Here is a 20,264-nt window from a genome sequence, read left to right on the forward strand (position 1 = left end):
ATAAGGGGGTGATACGTTTGAAAGTCGGATCAATCTTAAAAGCATGTAGAAATAGAAGTGGTTTGAGTCAAGAAGAATTGGCTTGTCGATTATTTATCAATCAATCAGATATCAGTAAATACGAAAACGATGTGAAGGAACCAACGATATCGATTGTTAGTATGTGGGCTCAATATACACAATCCCAGGAAGTACTTGTTGCTTTCCTTTGTGGTGTTGATGGCATGACGATAATGCAGCAAATACTTGAAGGCGCTACAATGCTTGGAATGATTTTAGGAGGGATATTTTGAGATTTCATATGTATTTTTTGCCGGGAGACATTCGGAAAGCGAGTAATGAACTCGATTGCATTAACGAAATATCAAGACAAGCTTTAAATCATGCTGAAAGTGGCGAATTTGAATTAGCAAAAGAACGCTATGAAGATGTTCTACGTTCTTTAAATGAAATGTCGCAAATGGCAACGCGAAAACAGGTGGTGAAATAAGTGGATAATGACGTTCCAGGATGGATCTATACGGTATTGTTCATCATTTCATTGTTATTCTTATATTTTTCTTTAATTACAAGTTAGGGGGATAAAAAATGAGTAAACATTATTTCACGTTTGGGCAAAATTCGTTTTATCATAACCATGTTCAAATTATCTATGCAGAATCACCAGAACAGGCTGAGGACAAAATGTTTGAATTATGGGGTAGTCAATGGGCGTTTCAGTACACCGAGGAACAGTGGCAAGCAAGTATTTCCGAAGGCTTTTTTAAGAATATAAAAAAATTGCCACCGGTATTTTGCTAGGAGGTGACGACGTGAGTTTTATTGATCAGTATCATGCACTAATTTTTAACTTAAATAAAAAACTCACTACGGCAATAGTGAGCTTTTAAAAAAATTAGGTTACTTCAATTTTAACACATATGTTCCCAGACGACAATCATTGGTTGTCGTCATGGGTATTCATAAAAGTAGGGATATTGATGTTTCAAACAAATATTTACGAGTTTATCGATATTCAATCAGATCCAGTCTTGATTAAGCTTTCAGGTTTAGAATTGGGTCAATGTTTTAATATCCAACCAATCACAGTATGCCTAAATAAACATGGAATTTATGAAGTAGAAACGGACCAGTCACATGATTCGTTTTCAGATTGAATGTCGTGTTATCGGCATGTTTGCATGTTAATCGAAAATCTAGAAATCTATCAATGAGCGAGGGGGATAACGTATGCGCGATAAGTATAGAGTAAAGCTTCCGAAATGGGTATTTAATCCGTCAGATGAACAGGAACAAAAGTCTCTAATCAAAAGATATATGCAACGTTATCCCCATTATTTTGTCATCCAAGTAGAAAATGGTTTTGCGATATGTGAAAGAATAAAAAGTTAGCTGGAGTGATTCTTATGCAAAAAGGTTGGTTTAAGGTTCATCGTAAATTGTTTTTGAGCAGTATTTTTAAAAACGAAAAACTATTAAAAGTATTTATTTATTGTCTGATTAAAAGCACACATACACCTTTTGAACAACGTGTTGGAAGACAAAAAATATCGCTTAAACCTGGTCAATTTGTGTTTGGAAGAAAGAAGGCAGCGCTGGAATTAGACATGAGCGAATCGACAGTTTACGACTACATGAACATGTTAAAAGATGACGGAGTTATCAACATCAAAACCACCAATAAATATAGCGTTGTAACCGTTGTGAATTGGGACATCTACCAATCTAACGAAACAGAAAACAACAAGACTTCCGACAACAAATCAGACAACAACACAACACCAAATGAACAGCAAATCAACACAAACAAGAACATAAAGAATGCAAAGAACAATAAGAATAAAAGATATCGTCGCAAACGAGTTTACGACGAATCATCTATTTTTTATCAACTTGCCATTTATTTTTATGAGCAAATAAAAAATAATAATCCAAACCACAAGGAACCCAACTTTCAGAAATGGGCTGATGATATTCGGAAGATGATTGAATTGGACAAGCGTACTGAGAAACAAGTGAAATATTTAATGACTTGGGTACAACAAGATGATTTTGAGATGGTTAATGTTTTATCACCAGCAAAACTACGGAAACGGTTTGACGGTCTTGTCATGAAAGTGAAACGTGAAAAGAATCAATTACCATCCAACGTTACACCAATCACGGAAGGTAAAAAGAAAAAATATAATTACGGGTTTTAGGAGGCAAAAGAATGGAGTCAGTAGCTAAGCAACTTATTCAACCACGTCAACGACTTATTAAAACATATACATGTGATGGATGCGGCAGACACGTTGAGCAGAAAGAAATGGTTATTCCAATGGGACCAAGAAAAGGCGAAATCATTATTGCTAACCTTGGGTGTAAATGTGAAGATATTCGTCTTGTTGAGCAAGCGATACGGCAAGGGAAGAAAAACAAAATTAAGAAAATCTATCGGATGTTTACTGGTAACTCAATGATGAATAGATCGCTCCAGTCAGCAACATTCAAAAATTATCACGCTACGACAACCGAACTGCATGAAGCAAAAGCGCGATTAATGCAATATGCAAAAGAGTTTAATCCGCATGAATCTGGAAATCTTTTATTAGTTGGAAATTATGGCACAGGAAAAAGTCATTTATCCGTTGCCATTACAAAAGAGCTTATGGCAAAAGGATATACTTGCTTATTCTTGTCAGTACCTAAGCTAATGACAAAAATTAAAACCACGTTTAATTCAAATAGTGATCATACGGAGTCCGACATATTCGATTTGATAGAGAGTGTCGATTTATTCGTACTTGATGATTTAGGAGCCGAATATACAAACATCAAGAATAAAAACGACAATTGGACCCATACAAAACTATTTGAGGTACTAGATAATCGTTCCGGTAAACCAACCATTTTCACGACTAATTTAAGAAGTGATCAGCTAGAGATAAAAATGAATGAACGGAATCTATCGAGAATACTAGATGGAACTGAAATCATTAAAATGGACGGACCGGATTACCGCAGGAGGGAATTTTAATGTGTGAGACATGTGAATGTGAGACAAAACTTTTAGCTACATGGGGTGTTGTTTTTACTCCATGTGTATGTCCTAAAAATGTAGATGATGAAATCAATAAAACGCTAAAAGTCCTCGAGGAAAAATTAGCGCAAATGGGAGTAAGCGAATCAGCATGAATGAACAAGTGATTATTTTAGATAATGCGAATTTTATGTTTGGAAAAGTAGAATTAGCCCATATTACTAAGTTTCATAACGAAGGCATGCATTACAAAGAGATTGCTAAGAAATTTAAGCGCGAACCTTTAGAAATTGTATTAGCACTTTTACATCAAGCAAGTGAAGGAAAAGTATCGTTACGGACATTTGGTTATATACAAGTGTGAGGTGATTAGATGGAACATAGATTATGTATGCGTTGCAAAGAAAATAAGCATTATGTTTCAAAGACTGGATCATTTCTATGTGATACATGTTTTGAAAAACAAGTAAAAGAGATTAAAGAAAAGTGTCGTCCGGTGGAGTCGAGTAAAAACTGGACGAGAGTAGCTATTGAAAATGGAATCAATCTTCACACATACAAAACAAGGCTGAGAAATGGTTGGGATGAAGGAACTGCAGCAACCTTTATTACAGAATAGGTGGTGAAAATAATGTCAAAAAGTATGTGGTCTCATAGGCCACCAATTATTAAATGGACCATCAAGTCCAATCGTGATCAACGGACCGGAGCAATTAGTCCAGTGAAACCTAGCCGATATTTTAAATACTTATCCGAGATTGGGGCGGGGTGGGAAAAATGAAAAAGAGAATTTTAGCGCTTATCGTCATTGTTACCTTGAGTTTATCCGGATGTAATTTCTTTTCCAATGAATTAGGTAAATTAAACGAAGCATTAAAGGGCCGTGAGGTAATCATTCAAACATATGACGAGGAAAGCAGCATTATCGATAAAGTTGAAGGTAAATCTGTAAGCATTGCCTCAGATAAGACATTTGAGATAACTGATTCAGAAGGAAATACAGTAGACAAGTCATCTGTAATTAATTTAACGGTAGGTGGAAATGAAGTCTTACATGTAGGAAGTAGCTTAATACTACATGAAAAAGAATTAGAAGATGTTTTTGCTCAATATGCACAGCAGGTCAATATAGAAAACAATGATAGATCTGTTCCGTTTATTAATCGAATGGTTAACGATATGAAAAACATGACTACTGGAAAAAGTAAAATTCTACTAGTTCGATCACAAAGTGGCCAACCATTAGCAACATTTGCTGGTGATGATGTTTCATATTTTGCTACAGATGTTGATAAATCAACAAGCTTCTTAATTGATGGTCATTATTTATTCATATATCGATGTGACTACACGATTTATGATTCAGAGTTATTAAATTGACGGAAATCGGAATTGAACTGGTAAAAAATATTTACAAGTTGAACTATCCGGCATTTCCGGATAGATGTCTGAAAATAAACAGGAAGTGTGGAGGGAAATAAAAGTGATGAAAGTAATAGTAAATGAGCAACCCCAACAATTTTATTTAGCGTATTTTAATAAATGGATGCCGGCAGTCGGTCATGAAATCAGAGTAGGATTGTATCAATTCTGTGCTATTCCATTAAGCAACCATATTAATGTTTCGGAAGTAACGACTGGCACAAGGGTATTAAGTATTTCAATTGATTTTGAAATTATGATGCACACCGCAACAAAAGAAGGCACAATCGAGTATTTTGAAAAAATAGGCAATCAATTAAAACAACTTATCGAGCGTACAAATGATTTTGACCAACAACTAGTAAAGATAAAGCAAGTAACGTATGAACGTTTAGGTGAAATGCCACCGATCGAGGAAGTAGACATTCCAGCTAATTAAATAGTAGACACAAACTGTGAAGAAAGGAGAGTGCGAATTGGAGCGAATAACAGAGAAAACTATAGGTTGCTTTCAATATGATTTAAAAGACCATAAACCGAAAACAGGTGAATTTAATGATTATGATTCTTTTTTTAACTACAGTATGGCAATAAAAAGACTTGGTGAATTGGAGGATGCACTAGAGCCACAACCAATTAACGAATGGCACGAAGATATGGGGGATTGCTTATGGTGGAAATTTCCTGTTGATGAAGCACCATATTGTGGAAGTCCGTTAGATTGTGATTTTCCAGATTACGTTACACACTTTACGAAATTGTTACTACCTTTAGGTAATTAGTTAATACACAGTCCGAAATTATGTCGACGTTTTATCCGTTGTGATTGTGACTACTGGAGAATTGAAGCATATTGAAATGGGTGATTATATGATTTGTCCAGCGTGTGGTGAAAATGAAATGGAAAGTTGGCATATGGATATATATGAATGTCCAAACTGCAAAATTATGATTCCAATTGATGATTTAGAAATGTTGGAGAGTGAAGCCAATGGATCCTAATCATAATGGTAGGAGAACATGGATAGCACTTTACAAATATGAACGAAAATGGGGAAGGCTAGACTATAAACCTAGGGATTTACGTGAGCAAGCTAATACATGCAAATGGTGTCATGGTCCACTTAAGAATAATCGTCAAAAATCATTTTGTAGTGAAGATTGTAAGTATTGGTGGTATCAGCAATATGTATTCGGAAGAAACCGACCACCGGTACCATGGAGAATACTATGTAGAGATGACTTCACATGTCAGAAATGTGGTTGGAAAAGTAGATTTATTAACAAATATGGAGTTACTCATTTTAGTTCACGTGGATTAGATGTACATCATATTCAATACGTTTCGCACGGCGGCACTGATCATGAATCCAATTTAATTACTTTATGCAGAGATTGTCATAGAAAGGAGCATAGTAGGGAATCTAATGAAATTGAATAAGTCAGGTATGGATTTCTTGTTTCATGTATCTGGATCCATACTCATAACTTTAACAATAATTATATTATCAATAAAAATTATTTCATAAAAAAAGCCGGGATCACTCCCAGCAACCACTTGAAATTATTATAGCATAAATAGGAGTGATCATGGTGAGATTAAAAGATATTAAAGTAGACCCCAAGACTATGAAACTCGAAATTGATATAATGAATAAAAAGGATAACTTTGCCATTGTAGTAAGTGAAGGAAGGGCAAAAATAGCTGAACTTCCTCAACATGGAGAAACTAAGATTATTACGCATCAAGGTAAAGTCAAAAGGGTGAAGTGGGATGAAGGGGAAGAATTTTAAAAGGAAGTATGGTAAAAGGATATATCGTAAAAGAAAGATAAATAAAGGCGGATTAACGTGGAGTGAAATAATGACAATACTCTCTGCTCTAATTCTTGGCTTATCTTCAGTTTACGCAGCATTTATTACTAAAACCAATAAAGTTAAATACGAACATATAGCAACTCAAGAATGGAAAATAGAAGACGCTATAGAGTACTATCCATTAAAAAAAGGAAATGAATGGATTTATACAGGGGAGATTGAGTCAATCAAGTCAAATGGTGATAAATATCATAAAAAAATAAAATTAGAAACAAAGATTACAGATGAAATAATAAACGGGGATATAAAGCTATTTATTTTTAATAATAATTTACTTAATATAAATGTAAACGACTATTATATGAATGACATCCATAGCAATAAAGATGATAATTTTTCACGGGATAGATCTTCTGGAATTTTAGTCGTAGCAAGCGATGTATACTTTGTAGATAATTCCGTTATTGAAGAAGTTAAAGAAGAGATTATTAATTTAGGTAAGATAAAAGATAGTGTAGCCACAACCCCTCAATTAGGAAAGTTAGAGCTAATTTATAGATTTCCTCTATATAAAGGGCAAAGATTTGGGGATTTGGACAATATTGCCCGTGAAGATTTAGCGTATTTTTGGTATGTTAATAATGAAAGGACATTATTAGAAACAGAAAATGACAGTGTTATTGAGAAAAAAATATATGAATTAATTTATCAAGAATTAGGAGGTTTTCAAAAAGTTATATTTAAACCATATTTGGGAGTGACGGAATATGTGAATGAATACAGTGTAAAAGGTAAAATACACTTTACACTTGATAGTTATCGATTAAAGTAATTAGTTAAATAAACTGTTCTACCAGTCAACTGGAGGGCATCATTCAACGCATTAAGCGTTGTTTGGTGTCCTTTTTTAATTTTATAAGAAAGGGTGTTATATATGCAATTAGCATTTTTACCAGAGATTGATCGGGAGAAAACAAGGAAAAACGTAGAGGCAGCATTGGAACAGTATCGAATTATGCTTTTAATGAATCCAGAAGAATATGAGCCAAAAGTAACTTCATCCTTAAAATTGATTCCATCTGCACCAACAAATGAGTTTCATTCTTCTACCGAGGATGTGGCCATTAAACGAACAGACATGGAAATAAAAAGAAATAAATTTATAAAAAGGATTCTCCGTGCTGTTAATCAGTTAAGTTATCAAGAGCGATCCATTATCATTAATCGTTACTTAACAGGTGAAGACACCTTTGATTATGAAATATACAATGAATTAGGCTATAGCGAAAGTAAATATTACAGGATTAAATCGGATGCATTTTATAAATTGGCTTTCATTCTAAGAATTGTAGTCTATAAAGAAGAAGGTGAAGTAGTATGAGGATCGTTCAACCAATTCGTGATCCAGATAAGATTGATAAGATGAAACTGTATTTAAAAAATAAGCGAGAGCGTGATTATATTATGTTTCTGCTAGGCATATCGGTTGGCTTACGTATTTCTGATATTTTGCAACTTAAGAAAGAAGATTTACTTAAGTCACATATTGATATTAAGGAAACAAAGACACAGAAAATAAAAAGAGTAAAGATTCCAGGTTATTTAAAGAAGGAATTCGTAGCATACGCTAAAACGTTAGATGATGGTGACTATGTTGTTAAAAGCAGAGAAGGAGAGAATAAGCCTATTTGTAGGACGACAGCATATCGAATATTAAGAGATGCTGCTGAACATGTTAATTTAAAAGAGATTGGTACTCATACACTTAGAAAGACGTTTGGGTACCATTTTTATAAACAAACAAAGAACATAGCAATGCTAATGGAGCTATTCAATCATTCAGAGGAAAGTACTACGTTAAGATATATCGGTATCACTCAAGATGCGCTTGATGAAGCAATGGATAAATATCGTATATGAATTTCTTTTTTTGATATAAGTACAACATAAATAATAATAGCGTGCACTCATTTTATGAATGTTAATTAAGTCAATGTTATCAAGGAGTATAGCAATTTGGCGAGTGCAACAGTCTATGTATTGTAATACACTCTATTAATTATTAGGAGGAATAACTATGAAGATTGAAGAAGCGAAAGAAAGAATTAAAGAGTTGGAGAGTTACATTGAATTAGTAGAAAACTATGAACCACAAACAATGGAACAAGAAGCAATAAAATTGTATGTGCTTCTAGAAAATGTAACGAGGGTGACTAAAGAACTTAACGAAAAGGGATATAAAATTGAGAATCGTAAACTTGTTACAACAGATGTATCCAAGATATTAAAAACAAAACCAAAAGATAAATTACACGAGTTGGCCCATAAAATGTTTAAAAAGAATCGACGTAGACCCCAAAATATTATTTATTAATAATACGTAACATAAAAATTTCAGATTGTGAAAGGTTGACAATTTTTTAATTCTATTTATATGTCAGTGAAAGGTATACGTATTTTCACCGGTGAACCTTGGAATATGATAGTATGCTATATTAAGGATATATATGGTAAACATGGAACTATGAAATCTTATTTAGGGGGATGTAAAATTGGGAAAGTCTAAATTAGATCAACGAAGAATAAACTTCGTTAAAAGTTTACCTTATAAAACAAGAGCAAGGATTCTTTATGAATATTTAAAAAAAGGTACAAGTAATCGAGATATTGAACGGAATGTCGATGGCTTAAATGAAAATGATGGATGGGAAGCTTGGAGTGTAATTCATTTCTATGGACATAATAGATTTAGTAAGGCTCAATACCCACATATTACATTGAAATATTTAACAGATATACTATCGGAAATTAGTGATGAAGACTTAGAAGAGTTTCATCTAAAAAATGATGAAGTTGTTAAATCACAAACGTTAATGAATGAAAATGATGGTAAAGATGTTTTAAGAACTATTACAACTCGTCAAGGACAGTATAAACTGAGACAGATTCTTTTAAAAAGTTACAAATCAAGATGCGCTATATGTGATATTAATCATCCGAAGTTATTAATAACTAGTCACATAAAAACATGGGCTGAATCAACACAATACGAAAGAATAAATCCTAGTAACTGCATCTTATTATGCTCACTTCATGATGCTCTATTCGAACATGGGTTCATTTCTTTTGATGATAATTATAAAGTTTTGTTTTCACCAAACTTTGACTTTAAAGGACAAGGTATAGAAACTAACTTAAATTTTGAAAGACCATTACATGATCCACCTTCAAAGTTTTTTCTTCAAGAACACAGGCTAAAGCATGGTTTTCAAAAAGTGAAGTCTTTTGAAACGATTAATCTATGATTGAAAATAGCGAAAGGATAAGCATATGTTCCACCTTTTTAAAAGAAGATGGCTAAAAAATTTGTGGGAGATTCGTGGGAGAAAAAAGGGAGAAACTTGAATGACTATTTCTGTATTTATGTGTTTTAATGATAGTGTGAGAAGAATCATTCATTACAAAACCCCACTCTTTTAAGCAACGATCACTAACGGTCGTTGCTTATTATATGAACAGTTGCATTAAATTACCAATTCTAGCATAATATTGTTGATTACATATATTAGGAGTTGATAACATGAATAAAGAAAAAGTTAAGAAACCAATTTACAAGAGATGGTGGTTTTGGTTAATTGCAATTATTATAGTTATTGGAATAGCTTCTGGTGGTGAAGAAGAAAAAGATAAAGCGAAGGAAAATAAAGATGTTGAACAAGAAAAAGTTCAAGATGAAGAGAAAACCACAAAAACTTCCAAAGAAGAATCAGATGAACCTGAAGAAGTAGAGGAAAAGGAAGAAAAAGAAAAGAAGAAAGAAAAAAAGAAAGAAAAGGAAGACATACCTAAAGAGTATGAGTCAGCACTTAAAAAAGCAGAAACATACGCTAATAATATGTATATGTCAAAAGCAGGACTGTATGAACAGCTCACATCAGAATACGGAGAAAACTTTTCCGAAGAAGCTGCACAATATGCCGTAGAAAATGTAGAAGCTGATTGGAAAGAAAATGCATTACAAAAAGCAATTATATATCAAGATGACATGGCGATGTCGCCAAACGCTATATATGATCAATTAATCTCAGAGTATGGGGAAAAATTCACTGAAGAAGAAGCGCAATACGCTATTGATAATTTGCCAAAATAATTAAGACATCTCATAATGAGGTGTCTTTTTTTATGATGTTAATGATACAGAAAACAGTATTTGCGAATAAGACTTCATATTAACTGAGTATATAGTAATTTTAATACTAAATAATTCCAATTGAATGGAGTGATATATTTGCTATTTAATAAATCTACTCATTTAACATGTTGTGATCAATGTCATAAGCCGTTTGAAATCAATATAAAAAGTAAATACTTAGGTGAAGGCATTGTAAGACGGTACTTCTGTTGTGAGCACTGTAGTGCAATGTATACAGTTGCTTACATCAATAATTCTATCAAGAGTCGGCATAAGAAGTTGAATCGGATCCGCAGACAAATCCAAATGACCCAGCGAATGAAAGTTCATAAGAGTAAACTTCTAGAAAAAGAAGAAAGACTTGAAGAACTATCAAAAGCTGCAAAGAAACTCATGCTAGAAAATAAAGAAGAACACGACCGGCTTGTTATGATTTATGAGTGATGTAAATTGGCTGAATATAAAACAGATGAACAAAAGAAATCATTCTACAATTCAAAGGCATGGCAAGAGTTAAGACAGCAGGCACTAGAACGTGATAACTATGAATGTCAGTGGTGTAAGAAGGAAGGAAAGGTTACTGTCGATAGCATTAAGGAAAAAGGTAAAAGAAAAGAAATCGTTTTGAATGTGGACCATAAATATCCAATAGAAAAATATCCTAAACTAGCCTTGGTGTTAGATAACCTGCAAACATTATGTATATATCACCATAATGTGAAGGAAGGTAGGATATTTAAACGAAGGAAACCAAAATGGGATGATGAGAGGTGGTAATGATACCCCCGTCAAAACATTTTGGTTTTTATTTTCGCCTGGGAGACCGGGCAGGGGGCTCGATTTTGTAGATTTTTTAATTTTTTCACGTATGGGGGGGTGGAGTGTTTGACACGCAAGCTAAGAATTGATGTAGGCATTGATAAAATAAAGGATTATTTGATGTCTAGGATAGATCAAACTAATCCGGTTGAAGTAGAAAAAGTTGGTAGGTACTTAAAGCATATAGAAATTTATCGGCGTATGGATCGTACGATTAAAAAAGAAGGTGTATCAGTTACTACGAAAAATGGTAGTCAGACATTTATTAAAGCTCATCCACTACTCCGTGAAATGAACAGGGTTAACTCGGCCATTATTAATATTGAACAATCATTCAATTTAGAAGACGGCAATAAGAAATTTAGTGCAAAAGATTTGATATAAATGCTTAAAAATAAACATGTTGAATATTATATGAACCAATACGAGACTGGAAAAATTAAAGTCAGTAAGTACGTGGTTCTTTTGTTTTCATATTTAAAAAATCACGTTCTTAATCGTGATGATATCTATTTTGATACAGAAATGCATGAAAAATATATTGCGTTTACTGAAAAAAATTATTTCAACTTAATGCCGTTTCAAAAGTTTAAGACAGCATTTGTATTTTTATATTATAAGGAAGGCGGCTATCCGTTTTTTGAGCAATTCTTTTTCTATGAAGCACGTGGTGCTGGAAAAAATGGATTAATTTCCTCACTAGCTCATTTCTTTACGAGTGATTTGCATGGAATTGATAATTATAATGTATCAATTGTGGCTAATAGTGAAGAACAAGCAAAAACTTCTTTTGAAGAAATCTATAACACAATTGAACATGATGGGAAAGATGGAGTTCTACAGTCACTTTTTTATCACACTAAATCAGAAATTATAAGCCGAACGAATCAGAGTAAAATAAAATATCATACTTCAAATCCAAAAACTAAAGATAGTTTACGTGATGGTTGTGTTATATATGATGAAGTTCATGAATATGAGGATTCAGCTATAATAGATGTATTTTCATCAGGATTGGGAAAAGTAAAACATTCTAGGGAATTTTTTATTACGACTGATGGTTTTGTGCGTGGTGGATATTTAGATGATTTAAAAGACAGGGCTATCAATGTTCTAAAAGGTGAGGCGTTAGATGATCCGTTATTTGCTTTTATGGCCACCTTAAATAGTGAAGATGAAATGGATGACTACGATAATTGGCAAAAAGCAAATCCGATGTTCCATGAGCCAATGTCTGAATACGCAAAAGAATTATTCCGTAAAGTTAGAACTCAATATATTACTTTAGGAAACTCTAAGCCTTCTGCAAGAGTTCGTTTTATGACGAAAAGAATGAATTTCCCAGGAACGGATTTAGAAACATCTGTAGCAACCTGGGAAGAAATAAAAGCCACAAATAGAGAAATGCCAAATTTAAAACATAAATCATGTGTAGGTGGATTAGACTTTGCCTCTATTCGAGATTTCGCTGCAGTTGGATTACTTTTTAAGCAAGAAAATAATTATGTTTGGAAAAGCCATTCATTTGTAAATAGGAATTTTTTAAAAAGAGTTGATTTAAAACCGCCAATTGAGGAATGGGAAGAGAGGGGATTATTAACGATTGTTAATGAACCAGTCATTAATGTTAAACATATCGTTAATTGGTTTGTAAAAATGAGAGAAAGTTATGGTTTAACAACAATTGTTGCGGATACATTTAGGTTGGATTTAGTTAAGCAGGCACTTGAAGATGAAGGTTTTGAGCTTGCTTATGTAAGGACAAAAGGAATTGAGGCATTGCTAGCTCCTAGGGTAGAAACAATTTTTGCTGAAAAGCGCGTTATATTTGGTGATAATCCACTTATGCGCTGGTATACGAATAACGTAAAAGTAATAACAGATTCAAAAGGTAATCGAACGTATGGTAAGAAAGATGAGATTAAGCGTAAGACAGATGGTTTTCAAGCGTTTATTCATGCTTTATATCGAGATGATTTGATAGATGAAGAATTGGATTTCTTCTTAGATGACATTGATTTTTAGGAGGTGATTCATATCGGATTGTTTAATTTATTTAGTACTAGAAATGAAAAGTTAGAAATATTAGATGACCTTTCATTGTATGAGGATAAAGTCAGGAAAACAGCACTTAAACGTATAGCAATTGAATCTGTTATTGGAATGATTTCAAAAACAATCATTCAATCGGAATTTAGAGTTATAGAAGATGGTTCAAATGTAAAAAATGAAATGTATTATCGGTTTAATGTAAAACCAAATGTTAACCAATCAGCTGCTCGTTTTTGGGAACAAGTTGTCAATAAACTAATTTATGATGGAGAATGTTTAATAATAAAAGCAGATACAGATGATTTATTAATAGCTGATGATTATATGCGAGAAACGTTTGCTATTTTTCCAGATAAATTTAAAAATGTTATTGTGAAAGATTATGAATTTAAGCGAGTATTTAATCGTAATGAAGTTATATTTTTTCAATATGGCAATGAGAGCTTGTCTTCATTAATTGATAGTCTGTATTATGATTATGGTGAATTACTAGCTAGATTAATAGAGTTCCAGCTGAGAAAAAATCAAATAAGAGCAACAGTTGATATAGAAGCTGTTGCAGGAAAAGATGAAAAGGCAAAAAAAAGACTACAAAACTTTATTAATCGAACTTATAAAGCAATTAAAGAAAAAGCAATAGCCATTATCCCACAACAAAAGGGTTTTACTTATCAAGAACATTCAAAGCAAACAGGAAATCAAGTTAGTGTAGATGAAATTAATAAATTAACGAATGGATTTATGGATCAAGTTGCAAATGCTGTTGGATTGCCTGTCGCATTGTTACGAGGAGACATGGCAGATGTTGAAAAGATAACAAGAAATTACATGAAGTTTTGTATTGATCCTATCCTTAAAATTATTCGTGACGAGTTAAATATGCAATTTATTTCTAAAGATGATTATTTAAAAGGAAATAATATAGACATTAGACGCGTCACATATAGTAACGTATTTGATGTCGCGAGTTCGGTAGATAAGTTGCGCTCTTCCGGTGTATTGAATGGAAATGAATTACGAGACGAGCTTGGATATGAACATGCAGATGATCCAATGATGGATAAATACTTTATTACTAAAAACTATCAAGAAAGCAGTCAAGCACTTGAAGGAGGTGATGATGAATGAACAATACGAAATTATTCAACCTGAAATCCCATCTAGAAATTAAAAATCAAGCGAATAAAGAATTAAGGCTATTCATTTATGGTTTTATCGGTGGATGGGACAATAACGCAAAGGACATTTTACGTCAGTTAGAGCATTCAAATGCTGAAAAAATCCATGTTCATATTAATAGTGGTGGTGGATCTGCATTTGATGGTATAGCAATTTCTAATTTACTTAAAAATCATAGAGCAGAAGTTATCATTCACGTTGATGGTTGGGCGGCAAGTGCAGCATCGATTATCGCTATGGCTGGCGATAAAATTATTATGCCAGCTAACACATTGATGATGATTCATCAAGCAAGTGCATTCGTTTATGGAAATGCTGATCAGTTAGAAAAAATAGCAAGTGATTTAAGAAAAGTTGATAAAGCTGTTAGTGCATCATATAAAAACCGTTTCGTTGGTAGTGAAGAAGAATTAGATAAGCTGCTAGAAGAAGAAACTTGGCTTACAGCAGATGAAGCAGTTGCACTTGGTTTCGCTGATGAGGTTTCAGACAAAATTGATTATGAAGAACCAATCGATAACGAAGATGATGAACCGGAGAACCTAAAAGATAATCTAGTTGCTAAGTATTCAAAACAAAATAAACAAGTAGCAAAACAACCTGTAAATGAAAATATTGCTAGGTTGTTTTTATAATTTAAGGAGGAATATTTAATGGGAGCAAATATTAAATTTAATAATTTCGAAGACAAAAAATTGGCTTTTGCTAAAGCTATGCAAGAAGGTACAGAAGAACAACAAAAAGTAGCTTTAAATGAAATGTTAGAATCTCTTGCCTTAGACGTTAAAAACGATATTATGCAGCAAGTTAATACACAAATGGCTGATAATGCTGTTTTACAGTCACGTGGACAAAATGTATTAACTAGTGAAGAACGAGAGTTTTTCAATGTGGTTATTGAAGAAGGTGGGTTTAAGGACACTGATACTTTACCAAAAACGACACAAGAGCGTGTATTTGAGGATATTAAAGAAGAACACCCACTTCTAACTCATCTCGGATTACAGAATTTAGGAGCAGTTACAGAATTTATTTATGGTGATCCGGAAGGGATGGCAGTGTGGGGTCCACTATTTGGTGAGATTAAAGGACAATTAAATGCTACATTCCGGAAAGAAAAAATTGAGCAATTGAAACTTACAGCATTTATTCCTATTGCTAAGGACATGCTTAAACTTGGTCCAGAATGGATTGAACGTTATGTTCGTACCATTTTAGTAGAAGCAATGTCTGTTGGATTAGAAAGAGGGTTTATTGCGGGGCGAGGACAGACTCAAGATGAACCAATTGGTCTATTGAAAAATGTTAATAAAGAGACTGGTGCAGTAACAGATAAAACAAGTGCTGGTACATTAACATTTAAACCAGGCCGGACAACTATTAACGAAATGAAAGATGTTGTTAAAAAGCTATCTATTCGACCTGTTGGAAAGGACCAAGAAGAAAAAGTTCGTAAAGTCGCTGGAAAGGTAGTCATGGTAACGAATCCATTTGATACATTTGATATTCAAGCGAATGCCACTGTTCAGAACGCAAGTGGTGTGTATGTAACTAACTTACCATTTAATCCGATTCCAACTGAATCAGTATTTGTTCCACAAGGCAAGGTAGTTTTCTTTGTGAAAGGAGAATATATTGCTGCAGTGGGTGGTGGTTTAGAAGTTAAACGTTATACAGAGACTCTTGCTCTTGAAGATGCTGATGTATTTATTGGAAAACAATTTGCTACTGGTAAAGCGAAAGATAACTATGCTGCACAAGTCTATGACTTGAATTTAGATTTAACAGATCAGGCTCCAACTGAACCTGAAGGAGCTTAAGAGGTGATTAAATGATCACTGATGAGTTTTTAAAAGAATTTAAAGAGCGAATGCATATATCACACAACAGTGAGGACGACAATCTAAAACGATTGTTGTCCTTTTCAATATCTTATATAAAGGAAAAATGCGGTGAATTCGATTTAAACGGTAAACTTAATACCGATTTACGAGCTAAAGAACTTGTATTTGAAAGAACACGTTATTTATATAATGATGCTGTTGAATTTTTTGAAGACAATTTTCTAAGCGAAATTACTAGTCTTGGTTTAGATTTAGCAGAAGAAGTTGATGACAATGATCAAGTTTGAATTTAAGAAGAAACGAATTAACAGCGGTGATTTGCGTACGCCCGTTGTTTTTTATGAGTACGCTCCAATAAAAGGGCCAGATCCAGGCGAAAAGGAAAAACGTGTCCTATATGAATGCTTTGCGAAAGTAGAAACGGTTTGGGCTAAGGATTTAGAACAAGCGAAAACGACTGGAACAGTTGAAGATTTAACGATATCCATACGCGATCCACGTTCAGATTATAGACCGAACAATAAGCATTATGTTGAAATTGATGATATTTATTATCGTGGAAAACGTTATAACATTAAACACGTTCAACCTGATTTGCAAAATAAAGATTTTATCAAAGTTATTGCGGGGGTAGAGTCATGAGTGTTGAGTTTACTGGTGTGAATAAATTACTTTCAGAGCTTGAAAGAAAACTAGGTAAATCTAATATTCAACGTGTTAGTGATAAAGCATTAACTGAGGGCGCTAAAGTTTTTGTAGCTGAACTTAAGCGGCAATTTGAAACATTTAAGGATACTGGGGCATCCATTGATGAAATAACGATTTCAAAACCAATGACAGTCGCCAGAAAAAGGATTGTTAAAATCTATTGGCGTGGCCCAAAAGGTCGTTATCGTATAATCCATTTGAATGAATGGGGAACAATTAACAATCCCAATCCACGAGGAAAAGGAAAAATTGCACTAGCTCTTAGAAATGCTGAAAAAGCGTATAGAGATACTATTGTGCGTTATCTAAAGGCGGGAATCTAATGGATATATTAGATATTGTTTATAAAAAGTTAATTGAAAATGATTATCTAAGTTCACAAACATATATCCCTGGGGAAGATGATTATCGAATTAAATTCTATGAATATCCTGAAACAGGAGATATAGCTGGACCTTATATAATTATTGATCCATTAGATGATGGAAAACCAGTTAATTATGCTGATAATAAATGGACACAGCTTGATTTTTTATTACAAGTGGAAGTTTGGTCTTTAAATAGAAAAACCACACTACACTTATCCCAAGCGATACGTGATTTAATGTGGAGTGAACTAGGTTTTCATCAAATCAAAGGACCGAACGAATATGACAAGGGTATTTATCGTAATGCGAATAGATATAGAGGAACCTTTTACAGAGATGATTTTGAAACAATATAATTAGGAGGAATAAGTGATGACAGAAGAAAAAATTTATCGTGCTTCAACCGGTGTGGATGAATTTTATTATGGTGAAATTGACGAGTCTAAAAATATATTGATTGAAGGTAAAAATATTGAAAGAATAAAATTTTTGCAGACAATCAATATAGAGATGGCGCAAGAAATTGTCCGCGCTTATGGTGATAATAAAACAGCGGAAATGGCAACGTCAAGTGGAGATACGACAGTGACGTCAGCTTTTCACACAATCCCTATTCAAGATAAACAGAGACTACTAGGTTTAGAAGTTGTAGAAGGCATTACTGCAATGGGAAGTGAAGATAACCCACCATATGTTGGTGTCGTCTTTGCTAAGACTTATGAAGATGGTTCACGTGAATATGTCGGACTTCCAAAAGGAATTTTCACACGTCCAAATATTGAAGGTCAGACTAAGGAAGACGGTGTTGAGTTTAGTTCAGAAGAAATTGAAGCTCAATTCATGGATCGAAAAGTAGAAGGATTCAAAAAGGAAAAGTCTGTTTTATTTGCTCGAGACAAAGCAGGAGAAACAACAAATCGAGATGCATTATTTTTGAAAGTTTTTGGTAAACCACATCCTGAATCTGGAACACCAGCTGAACCGGAGGGAGCATAATTATGCAAGACATTAATAAAATGAAAGTCCATGAAATTAAGGAAAAACTTACAGAGTTGGGTGTTGAGTTTGACGATAAGCTGAACAAGCCTGAACTTGTTAAACTTCTAGAAGAAAGTTTAGATAAAATGGTCTCTGATGAATTAGAATCGAAACCAAAAAGTTATGTAGTGATTCATGACTTTAAAGATTTAAAGGATAATAACACAATCTATATTAAAGGTGATATTTATCCACGTAGAGCAGATGCTAAAGTAGATGACGACAGAATTAAAGAATTATCTTCCACTAACAACAAAATTGGTAAAGTTTTAATTAAGGAGCAGGGATAATCACTTGCTCCTTTTATTTATGCGCATAAATAAGAAAGGACGATTGTAATGGCTAAATTAAAGCGAAATATGATTGAACTTGTAAAAGAAGTTAAAGAAGGTGAAATTGTAACAGAGAAATATCTAACACCTGTTTTCATCCCCTTTTCAGTGGTTTATGAAGCGATTGATATTGTAGAAAAAATGGAAAAGGAAGATGAGAAATCAGAAAAAGAAGTTATTGAAATGTTGCTAGATTTTGTTGCTAACAAGATTTACAAAGGGCAATTTACGAAAGATGAATTGTTTAATGGTTTACATGCACCAGACGCAGTTAATACATTACGTGATCAAGTCTTGTTTATTGCTCAAGGTCAGCAAAGTGATGAAACAAAAAAATTCCTGGAGAAGAAAAGTTAACTGATGAAGACTTTTCTTCTCGAAAACAAAAGGAATATTTAGATAAAATCATCATGGAAATGATGAAGGAAGGAAAAGACATAAACGAAATACTAGATATGCCATTTCATTTTATCTTAGAACTGTTAAGAGAAAAGAATAAACCTAAAAGAGAAAAATCCTTAATCGCTGCATTCGGTGGTTAAGGATTTTTTATTTTGCAAAGAGGGGAGGTTAAAAAGTGGCCACAAGAATTGAAGGTCTTTCCATTGGTCTTGATTTAGATACATTAAGATTGGACCGTGGGTTAACTGGTCTTAAAGACAGGTTGAGAACTGTTAATGCTGAAATGCGTAAAAACATGTCTGCATTTGATTATGGTGATCGATCAATAGCAAAATACGAAACTCGCCTGCAAGGATTAAATAAAAAGCTGGAAATACAAAAGGCGGTTACAAAAGAAGCAAAAGCAGAATATGAAAAGATGGTTGCTGAGCATGGTGAGGGATCCATCCAAGCAGAAAAAGCGGCACGTGAATATAATCGACAATCTGCAGCATTAAATAATCTAGAACGTTATGTTGATGGCGTATCGAAAGAGCTTGCCGAAATGCGTGAACAACAACGACTTACTGAATCAGGTTGGGGCCGTTTAGGGAAGGTATTTGAAGATACAGGTGCTAAATTAACAGCAATTGGCGACAAGATGAAATCCACAGGACAAACTATGTCAATGTATATTACAGCACCACTTGCCGGCTTTGGGGCATTAGCTACAAAAACAGGAGTAGACTTTGACGACTCTATGGCTCAAGTACAAGCTGTTTCCGGAGCAACAGGTAAAGATTTAACCAGATTACGTGATAAAGCCAAGCAAATGGGTGCCACAACTAAGTTTAGTGCAAGTCAATCAGCTGTAGCACTTAATTATATGGCTATAAAAAATTGGTCGGTTACAAGGAAACTTGTAGCATAAAAAAGGGTGTGAATTCGGGGGAACCTAAAACTAAGAGTCATGGCAATCCCGAGCCAAGCACATTAGAAATAATGTGAAGGTGTAACGACTAACGCATGGAGTCTAAACAGGTTAGGCTGTAGACGGTAAAGCGACACGAGCGCACCCCACCTAAACAA

Annotated in this window: 40 protein-coding genes; all 40 read left to right on the forward strand. The window is 33.7% G+C overall.

The features are described from left to right. Positions 1–17 precede the first annotated feature (17 nt). The 40 genes from VIG73_RS08165 to VIG73_RS08360 all read left to right on the forward strand — a co-directional run bounded on the left by VIG73_RS08165 (position 18) and on the right by VIG73_RS08360 (position 20,106). Positions 18–293: a helix-turn-helix transcriptional regulator gene (locus tag VIG73_RS08165; protein WP_331640813.1), complete on the forward strand. Its 276-nt coding sequence runs from the start codon at positions 18–20 to the stop codon at positions 291–293. Further along, positions 290–490 (forward strand): hypothetical protein, encoded by a 201-nt coding sequence (locus VIG73_RS08170; RefSeq protein WP_331640815.1) that lies wholly within the window; start codon positions 290–292, stop codon positions 488–490. The genes VIG73_RS08165 and VIG73_RS08170 overlap by 4 nt, the downstream gene beginning before the upstream one ends. A 98-nt stretch (positions 491–588) precedes the next feature. After that, positions 589–801 carry a hypothetical protein gene (locus VIG73_RS08175; protein ID WP_331640817.1) on the forward strand — a complete coding sequence of 71 codons (213 nt, stop codon included), beginning with the start codon at positions 589–591 and terminating at the stop codon, positions 799–801. Positions 802–980: 179 nt separating this feature from the next. Beyond that, on the forward strand, positions 981–1,157 hold the full coding sequence (locus tag VIG73_RS08180; protein ID WP_331640819.1) for a hypothetical protein: 177 nt from the start codon (positions 981–983) through the stop codon (positions 1,155–1,157). 73 nt (positions 1,158–1,230) lie between these two features. Beyond that, complete coding sequence (locus VIG73_RS08185; RefSeq protein ID WP_331640821.1) at positions 1,231–1,392, forward strand: hypothetical protein; 162 nt, start codon at positions 1,231–1,233, stop codon at positions 1,390–1,392. A 14-nt stretch (positions 1,393–1,406) separates the two neighbouring features. Next, complete coding sequence (locus VIG73_RS08190) at positions 1,407–2,201, forward strand: DNA replication protein DnaD (RefSeq protein ID WP_331640823.1); 795 nt, start codon at positions 1,407–1,409, stop codon at positions 2,199–2,201. Positions 2,202–2,212: 11 nt separating this feature from the next. Continuing rightward, positions 2,213–3,019, forward strand: a complete 807-nt coding sequence (locus VIG73_RS08195; RefSeq protein ID WP_331640826.1) for an ATP-binding protein — start codon at positions 2,213–2,215, stop codon at positions 3,017–3,019. Next, complete coding sequence (locus VIG73_RS08200; RefSeq protein WP_331640828.1) at positions 3,019–3,177, forward strand: hypothetical protein; 159 nt, start codon at positions 3,019–3,021, stop codon at positions 3,175–3,177. The genes VIG73_RS08195 and VIG73_RS08200 overlap by 1 nt, the downstream gene beginning before the upstream one ends. After that, positions 3,174–3,386 (forward strand): hypothetical protein, encoded by a 213-nt coding sequence (locus VIG73_RS08205; protein ID WP_331640830.1) that lies wholly within the window; start codon positions 3,174–3,176, stop codon positions 3,384–3,386. The genes VIG73_RS08200 and VIG73_RS08205 overlap by 4 nt, the downstream gene beginning before the upstream one ends. A 9-nt stretch (positions 3,387–3,395) precedes the next feature. Next, positions 3,396–3,641 carry a hypothetical protein gene (locus VIG73_RS08210; protein WP_331640832.1) on the forward strand — a complete coding sequence of 82 codons (246 nt, stop codon included), beginning with the start codon at positions 3,396–3,398 and terminating at the stop codon, positions 3,639–3,641. Between the two features lie 12 nt (positions 3,642–3,653). Next, positions 3,654–3,803: a hypothetical protein gene (locus VIG73_RS08215; protein WP_331640833.1), complete on the forward strand. Its 150-nt coding sequence runs from the start codon at positions 3,654–3,656 to the stop codon at positions 3,801–3,803. Next, positions 3,800–4,402, forward strand: coding sequence for a DUF5052 family protein (locus VIG73_RS08220; RefSeq protein WP_331640836.1), 603 nt, complete (start codon positions 3,800–3,802; stop codon positions 4,400–4,402). Before VIG73_RS08215 ends, VIG73_RS08220 begins: the two co-directional genes overlap by 4 nt. Positions 4,403–4,508: 106 nt before the next feature. Then, positions 4,509–4,883, forward strand: a complete 375-nt coding sequence (locus tag VIG73_RS08225) for a hypothetical protein (RefSeq protein ID WP_331640948.1) — start codon at positions 4,509–4,511, stop codon at positions 4,881–4,883. A gap of 37 nt (positions 4,884–4,920) precedes the next feature. After that, on the forward strand, positions 4,921–5,226 hold the full coding sequence (locus VIG73_RS08230) for a hypothetical protein (protein ID WP_331640839.1): 306 nt from the start codon (positions 4,921–4,923) through the stop codon (positions 5,224–5,226). A 61-nt stretch (positions 5,227–5,287) separates the two neighbouring features. Next, positions 5,288–5,446, forward strand: coding sequence for a hypothetical protein (locus VIG73_RS08235; protein WP_331640841.1), 159 nt, complete (start codon positions 5,288–5,290; stop codon positions 5,444–5,446). Positions 5,447–5,529: 83 nt separating this feature from the next. Further along, a complete protein-coding gene (locus tag VIG73_RS08240) occupies positions 5,530–5,766 on the forward strand; it encodes a hypothetical protein (RefSeq protein ID WP_331640843.1) in 237 nt (78 codons plus the stop codon). Next, positions 5,724–5,885: an HNH endonuclease gene (locus VIG73_RS15720; RefSeq protein ID WP_414648389.1), complete on the forward strand. Its 162-nt coding sequence runs from the start codon at positions 5,724–5,726 to the stop codon at positions 5,883–5,885. The genes VIG73_RS08240 and VIG73_RS15720 overlap by 43 nt, the downstream gene beginning before the upstream one ends. Before the next feature lie 152 nt (positions 5,886–6,037). Continuing rightward, positions 6,038–6,238, forward strand: a complete 201-nt coding sequence (locus VIG73_RS08245) for an XtrA/YqaO family protein (protein WP_331640845.1) — start codon at positions 6,038–6,040, stop codon at positions 6,236–6,238. Then, the gene (locus VIG73_RS08250; RefSeq protein WP_331640846.1) at positions 6,219–7,094 is read left to right on the forward strand and encodes a hypothetical protein; all 876 of its coding nucleotides are present in this window, start codon (positions 6,219–6,221) and stop codon (positions 7,092–7,094) included. The genes VIG73_RS08245 and VIG73_RS08250 overlap by 20 nt, the downstream gene beginning before the upstream one ends. A 102-nt stretch (positions 7,095–7,196) precedes the next feature. Continuing rightward, positions 7,197–7,643, forward strand: coding sequence for an ArpU family phage packaging/lysis transcriptional regulator (locus VIG73_RS08255; protein ID WP_331640847.1), 447 nt, complete (start codon positions 7,197–7,199; stop codon positions 7,641–7,643). After that, positions 7,640–8,182, forward strand: coding sequence for a site-specific integrase (locus VIG73_RS08260; RefSeq protein WP_331640848.1), 543 nt, complete (start codon positions 7,640–7,642; stop codon positions 8,180–8,182). Before VIG73_RS08255 ends, VIG73_RS08260 begins: the two co-directional genes overlap by 4 nt. A gap of 157 nt (positions 8,183–8,339) precedes the next feature. Next, the gene (locus VIG73_RS08265) at positions 8,340–8,636 is read left to right on the forward strand and encodes a hypothetical protein (protein ID WP_331640850.1); all 297 of its coding nucleotides are present in this window, start codon (positions 8,340–8,342) and stop codon (positions 8,634–8,636) included. A gap of 178 nt (positions 8,637–8,814) precedes the next feature. Then, a complete protein-coding gene (locus VIG73_RS08270; RefSeq protein ID WP_331640852.1) occupies positions 8,815–9,567 on the forward strand; it encodes an HNH endonuclease in 753 nt (250 codons plus the stop codon). A gap of 275 nt (positions 9,568–9,842) precedes the next feature. After that, positions 9,843–10,412 (forward strand): Ltp family lipoprotein, encoded by a 570-nt coding sequence (locus VIG73_RS08275; RefSeq protein WP_331640854.1) that lies wholly within the window; start codon positions 9,843–9,845, stop codon positions 10,410–10,412. A gap of 138 nt (positions 10,413–10,550) precedes the next feature. Further along, entirely contained in the window at positions 10,551–10,898 is a 348-nt protein-coding gene (locus VIG73_RS08280) for a hypothetical protein (protein ID WP_331640856.1), read from the forward strand. 6 nt (positions 10,899–10,904) lie between these two features. Beyond that, positions 10,905–11,231, forward strand: coding sequence for an HNH endonuclease (locus VIG73_RS08285; RefSeq protein ID WP_331640858.1), 327 nt, complete (start codon positions 10,905–10,907; stop codon positions 11,229–11,231). Positions 11,232–11,330: 99 nt separating this feature from the next. Next, on the forward strand, positions 11,331–11,657 hold the full coding sequence (locus tag VIG73_RS08290; RefSeq protein WP_331640860.1) for a P27 family phage terminase small subunit: 327 nt from the start codon (positions 11,331–11,333) through the stop codon (positions 11,655–11,657). Next, complete coding sequence (locus VIG73_RS08295) at positions 11,658–13,298, forward strand: terminase TerL endonuclease subunit (RefSeq protein ID WP_331640862.1); 1,641 nt, start codon at positions 11,658–11,660, stop codon at positions 13,296–13,298. An 18-nt stretch (positions 13,299–13,316) separates the two neighbouring features. Next, positions 13,317–14,453, forward strand: coding sequence for a phage portal protein (locus VIG73_RS08300; protein ID WP_331640864.1), 1,137 nt, complete (start codon positions 13,317–13,319; stop codon positions 14,451–14,453). Beyond that, positions 14,450–15,139, forward strand: a complete 690-nt coding sequence (locus VIG73_RS08305; protein ID WP_331640866.1) for a head maturation protease, ClpP-related — start codon at positions 14,450–14,452, stop codon at positions 15,137–15,139. The genes VIG73_RS08300 and VIG73_RS08305 overlap by 4 nt, the downstream gene beginning before the upstream one ends. 18 nt (positions 15,140–15,157) lie before the next feature. Next, positions 15,158–16,324, forward strand: coding sequence for a phage major capsid protein (locus tag VIG73_RS08310; protein WP_331640868.1), 1,167 nt, complete (start codon positions 15,158–15,160; stop codon positions 16,322–16,324). An 11-nt stretch (positions 16,325–16,335) separates the two neighbouring features. Then, positions 16,336–16,635 carry a phage head-tail connector protein gene (locus VIG73_RS08315; protein WP_331640870.1) on the forward strand — a complete coding sequence of 100 codons (300 nt, stop codon included), beginning with the start codon at positions 16,336–16,338 and terminating at the stop codon, positions 16,633–16,635. Beyond that, positions 16,616–16,990 (forward strand): phage head completion protein, encoded by a 375-nt coding sequence (locus VIG73_RS08320; RefSeq protein WP_331640872.1) that lies wholly within the window; start codon positions 16,616–16,618, stop codon positions 16,988–16,990. The genes VIG73_RS08315 and VIG73_RS08320 overlap by 20 nt, the downstream gene beginning before the upstream one ends. Next, a complete protein-coding gene (locus VIG73_RS08325) occupies positions 16,987–17,379 on the forward strand; it encodes a hypothetical protein (RefSeq protein ID WP_331640874.1) in 393 nt (130 codons plus the stop codon). The genes VIG73_RS08320 and VIG73_RS08325 overlap by 4 nt, the downstream gene beginning before the upstream one ends. Beyond that, positions 17,379–17,780: a hypothetical protein gene (locus VIG73_RS08330; RefSeq protein ID WP_331640876.1), complete on the forward strand. Its 402-nt coding sequence runs from the start codon at positions 17,379–17,381 to the stop codon at positions 17,778–17,780. The genes VIG73_RS08325 and VIG73_RS08330 overlap by 1 nt, the downstream gene beginning before the upstream one ends. 16 nt (positions 17,781–17,796) lie before the next feature. Next, positions 17,797–18,420, forward strand: coding sequence for a major tail protein (locus tag VIG73_RS08335; protein WP_331640878.1), 624 nt, complete (start codon positions 17,797–17,799; stop codon positions 18,418–18,420). 2 nt (positions 18,421–18,422) lie between these two features. Continuing rightward, positions 18,423–18,752, forward strand: coding sequence for a HeH/LEM domain-containing protein (locus VIG73_RS15725; protein ID WP_414648386.1), 330 nt, complete (start codon positions 18,423–18,425; stop codon positions 18,750–18,752). 48 nt (positions 18,753–18,800) lie between these two features. Beyond that, positions 18,801–19,151 carry a phage tail assembly chaperone G gene (gene gpG, locus VIG73_RS08350; protein ID WP_331640880.1) on the forward strand — a complete coding sequence of 117 codons (351 nt, stop codon included), beginning with the start codon at positions 18,801–18,803 and terminating at the stop codon, positions 19,149–19,151. A 53-nt stretch (positions 19,152–19,204) separates the two neighbouring features. Further along, the gene (gene gpGT, locus VIG73_RS08355) at positions 19,205–19,336 is read left to right on the forward strand and encodes a phage tail assembly chaperone GT (protein ID WP_331640951.1); all 132 of its coding nucleotides are present in this window, start codon (positions 19,205–19,207) and stop codon (positions 19,334–19,336) included. A 35-nt stretch (positions 19,337–19,371) separates the two neighbouring features. Beyond that, on the forward strand, positions 19,372–20,106 hold the full coding sequence (locus tag VIG73_RS08360) for a phage tail tape measure protein (RefSeq protein WP_331640882.1): 735 nt from the start codon (positions 19,372–19,374) through the stop codon (positions 20,104–20,106). Positions 20,107–20,264: the final 158 nt, after the last annotated feature.

This window comes from Cerasibacillus sp. (genome assembly GCF_036516575.1).
In the GTDB taxonomy this organism is placed as follows: Bacteria; Bacillota; Bacilli; order Bacillales; family Amphibacillaceae; genus Cerasibacillus.

Bases quoted from the DNA above. Each gene is read 5' to 3' on its own strand.
- gpGT (WP_331640951.1), top strand. From the start codon at position 19,205: ATGGAAATGATGAAGGAAGGAAAAGACATAAACGAAATACTAGATATG.
- VIG73_RS08320 (WP_331640872.1), top strand. From the start codon at position 16,616: ATGACAATGATCAAGTTTGAATTTAAGAAGAAACGAATTAACAGCGGT.
- VIG73_RS08175 (WP_331640817.1), top strand. From the start codon at position 589: ATGAGTAAACATTATTTCACGTTTGGGCAAAATTCGTTTTATCATAAC.
- VIG73_RS08210 (WP_331640832.1), top strand. From the start codon at position 3,396: ATGGAACATAGATTATGTATGCGTTGCAAAGAAAATAAGCATTATGTT.
- VIG73_RS08190 (WP_331640823.1), top strand. From the start codon at position 1,407: ATGCAAAAAGGTTGGTTTAAGGTTCATCGTAAATTGTTTTTGAGCAGT.
- VIG73_RS08185 (WP_331640821.1), top strand. From the start codon at position 1,231: ATGCGCGATAAGTATAGAGTAAAGCTTCCGAAATGGGTATTTAATCCG.
- VIG73_RS08310 (WP_331640868.1), top strand. From the start codon at position 15,158: ATGGGAGCAAATATTAAATTTAATAATTTCGAAGACAAAAAATTGGCT.
- VIG73_RS08295 (WP_331640862.1), top strand. From the start codon at position 11,658: ATGCTTAAAAATAAACATGTTGAATATTATATGAACCAATACGAGACT.
- VIG73_RS08305 (WP_331640866.1), top strand. From the start codon at position 14,450: ATGAACAATACGAAATTATTCAACCTGAAATCCCATCTAGAAATTAAA.
- VIG73_RS08260 (WP_331640848.1), top strand. From the start codon at position 7,640: ATGAGGATCGTTCAACCAATTCGTGATCCAGATAAGATTGATAAGATG.
- gpG (WP_331640880.1), top strand. From the start codon at position 18,801: ATGGCTAAATTAAAGCGAAATATGATTGAACTTGTAAAAGAAGTTAAA.
- VIG73_RS08200 (WP_331640828.1), top strand. From the start codon at position 3,019: ATGTGTGAGACATGTGAATGTGAGACAAAACTTTTAGCTACATGGGGT.
- VIG73_RS15725 (WP_414648386.1), top strand. From the start codon at position 18,423: ATGCAAGACATTAATAAAATGAAAGTCCATGAAATTAAGGAAAAACTT.
- VIG73_RS08180 (WP_331640819.1), top strand. From the start codon at position 981: ATGTTTCAAACAAATATTTACGAGTTTATCGATATTCAATCAGATCCA.
- VIG73_RS08315 (WP_331640870.1), top strand. From the start codon at position 16,336: ATGATCACTGATGAGTTTTTAAAAGAATTTAAAGAGCGAATGCATATA.
- VIG73_RS08220 (WP_331640836.1), top strand. From the start codon at position 3,800: ATGAAAAAGAGAATTTTAGCGCTTATCGTCATTGTTACCTTGAGTTTA.
- VIG73_RS08275 (WP_331640854.1), top strand. From the start codon at position 9,843: ATGAATAAAGAAAAAGTTAAGAAACCAATTTACAAGAGATGGTGGTTT.
- VIG73_RS08195 (WP_331640826.1), top strand. From the start codon at position 2,213: ATGGAGTCAGTAGCTAAGCAACTTATTCAACCACGTCAACGACTTATT.
- VIG73_RS08225 (WP_331640948.1), top strand. From the start codon at position 4,509: ATGAAAGTAATAGTAAATGAGCAACCCCAACAATTTTATTTAGCGTAT.
- VIG73_RS08255 (WP_331640847.1), top strand. From the start codon at position 7,197: ATGCAATTAGCATTTTTACCAGAGATTGATCGGGAGAAAACAAGGAAA.
- VIG73_RS08205 (WP_331640830.1), top strand. From the start codon at position 3,174: ATGAATGAACAAGTGATTATTTTAGATAATGCGAATTTTATGTTTGGA.
- VIG73_RS08325 (WP_331640874.1), top strand. From the start codon at position 16,987: ATGAGTGTTGAGTTTACTGGTGTGAATAAATTACTTTCAGAGCTTGAA.
- VIG73_RS08335 (WP_331640878.1), top strand. From the start codon at position 17,797: ATGACAGAAGAAAAAATTTATCGTGCTTCAACCGGTGTGGATGAATTT.
- VIG73_RS08265 (WP_331640850.1), top strand. From the start codon at position 8,340: ATGAAGATTGAAGAAGCGAAAGAAAGAATTAAAGAGTTGGAGAGTTAC.
- VIG73_RS08330 (WP_331640876.1), top strand. From the start codon at position 17,379: ATGGATATATTAGATATTGTTTATAAAAAGTTAATTGAAAATGATTAT.
- VIG73_RS08250 (WP_331640846.1), top strand. From the start codon at position 6,219: ATGAAGGGGAAGAATTTTAAAAGGAAGTATGGTAAAAGGATATATCGT.
- VIG73_RS08215 (WP_331640833.1), top strand. From the start codon at position 3,654: ATGTCAAAAAGTATGTGGTCTCATAGGCCACCAATTATTAAATGGACC.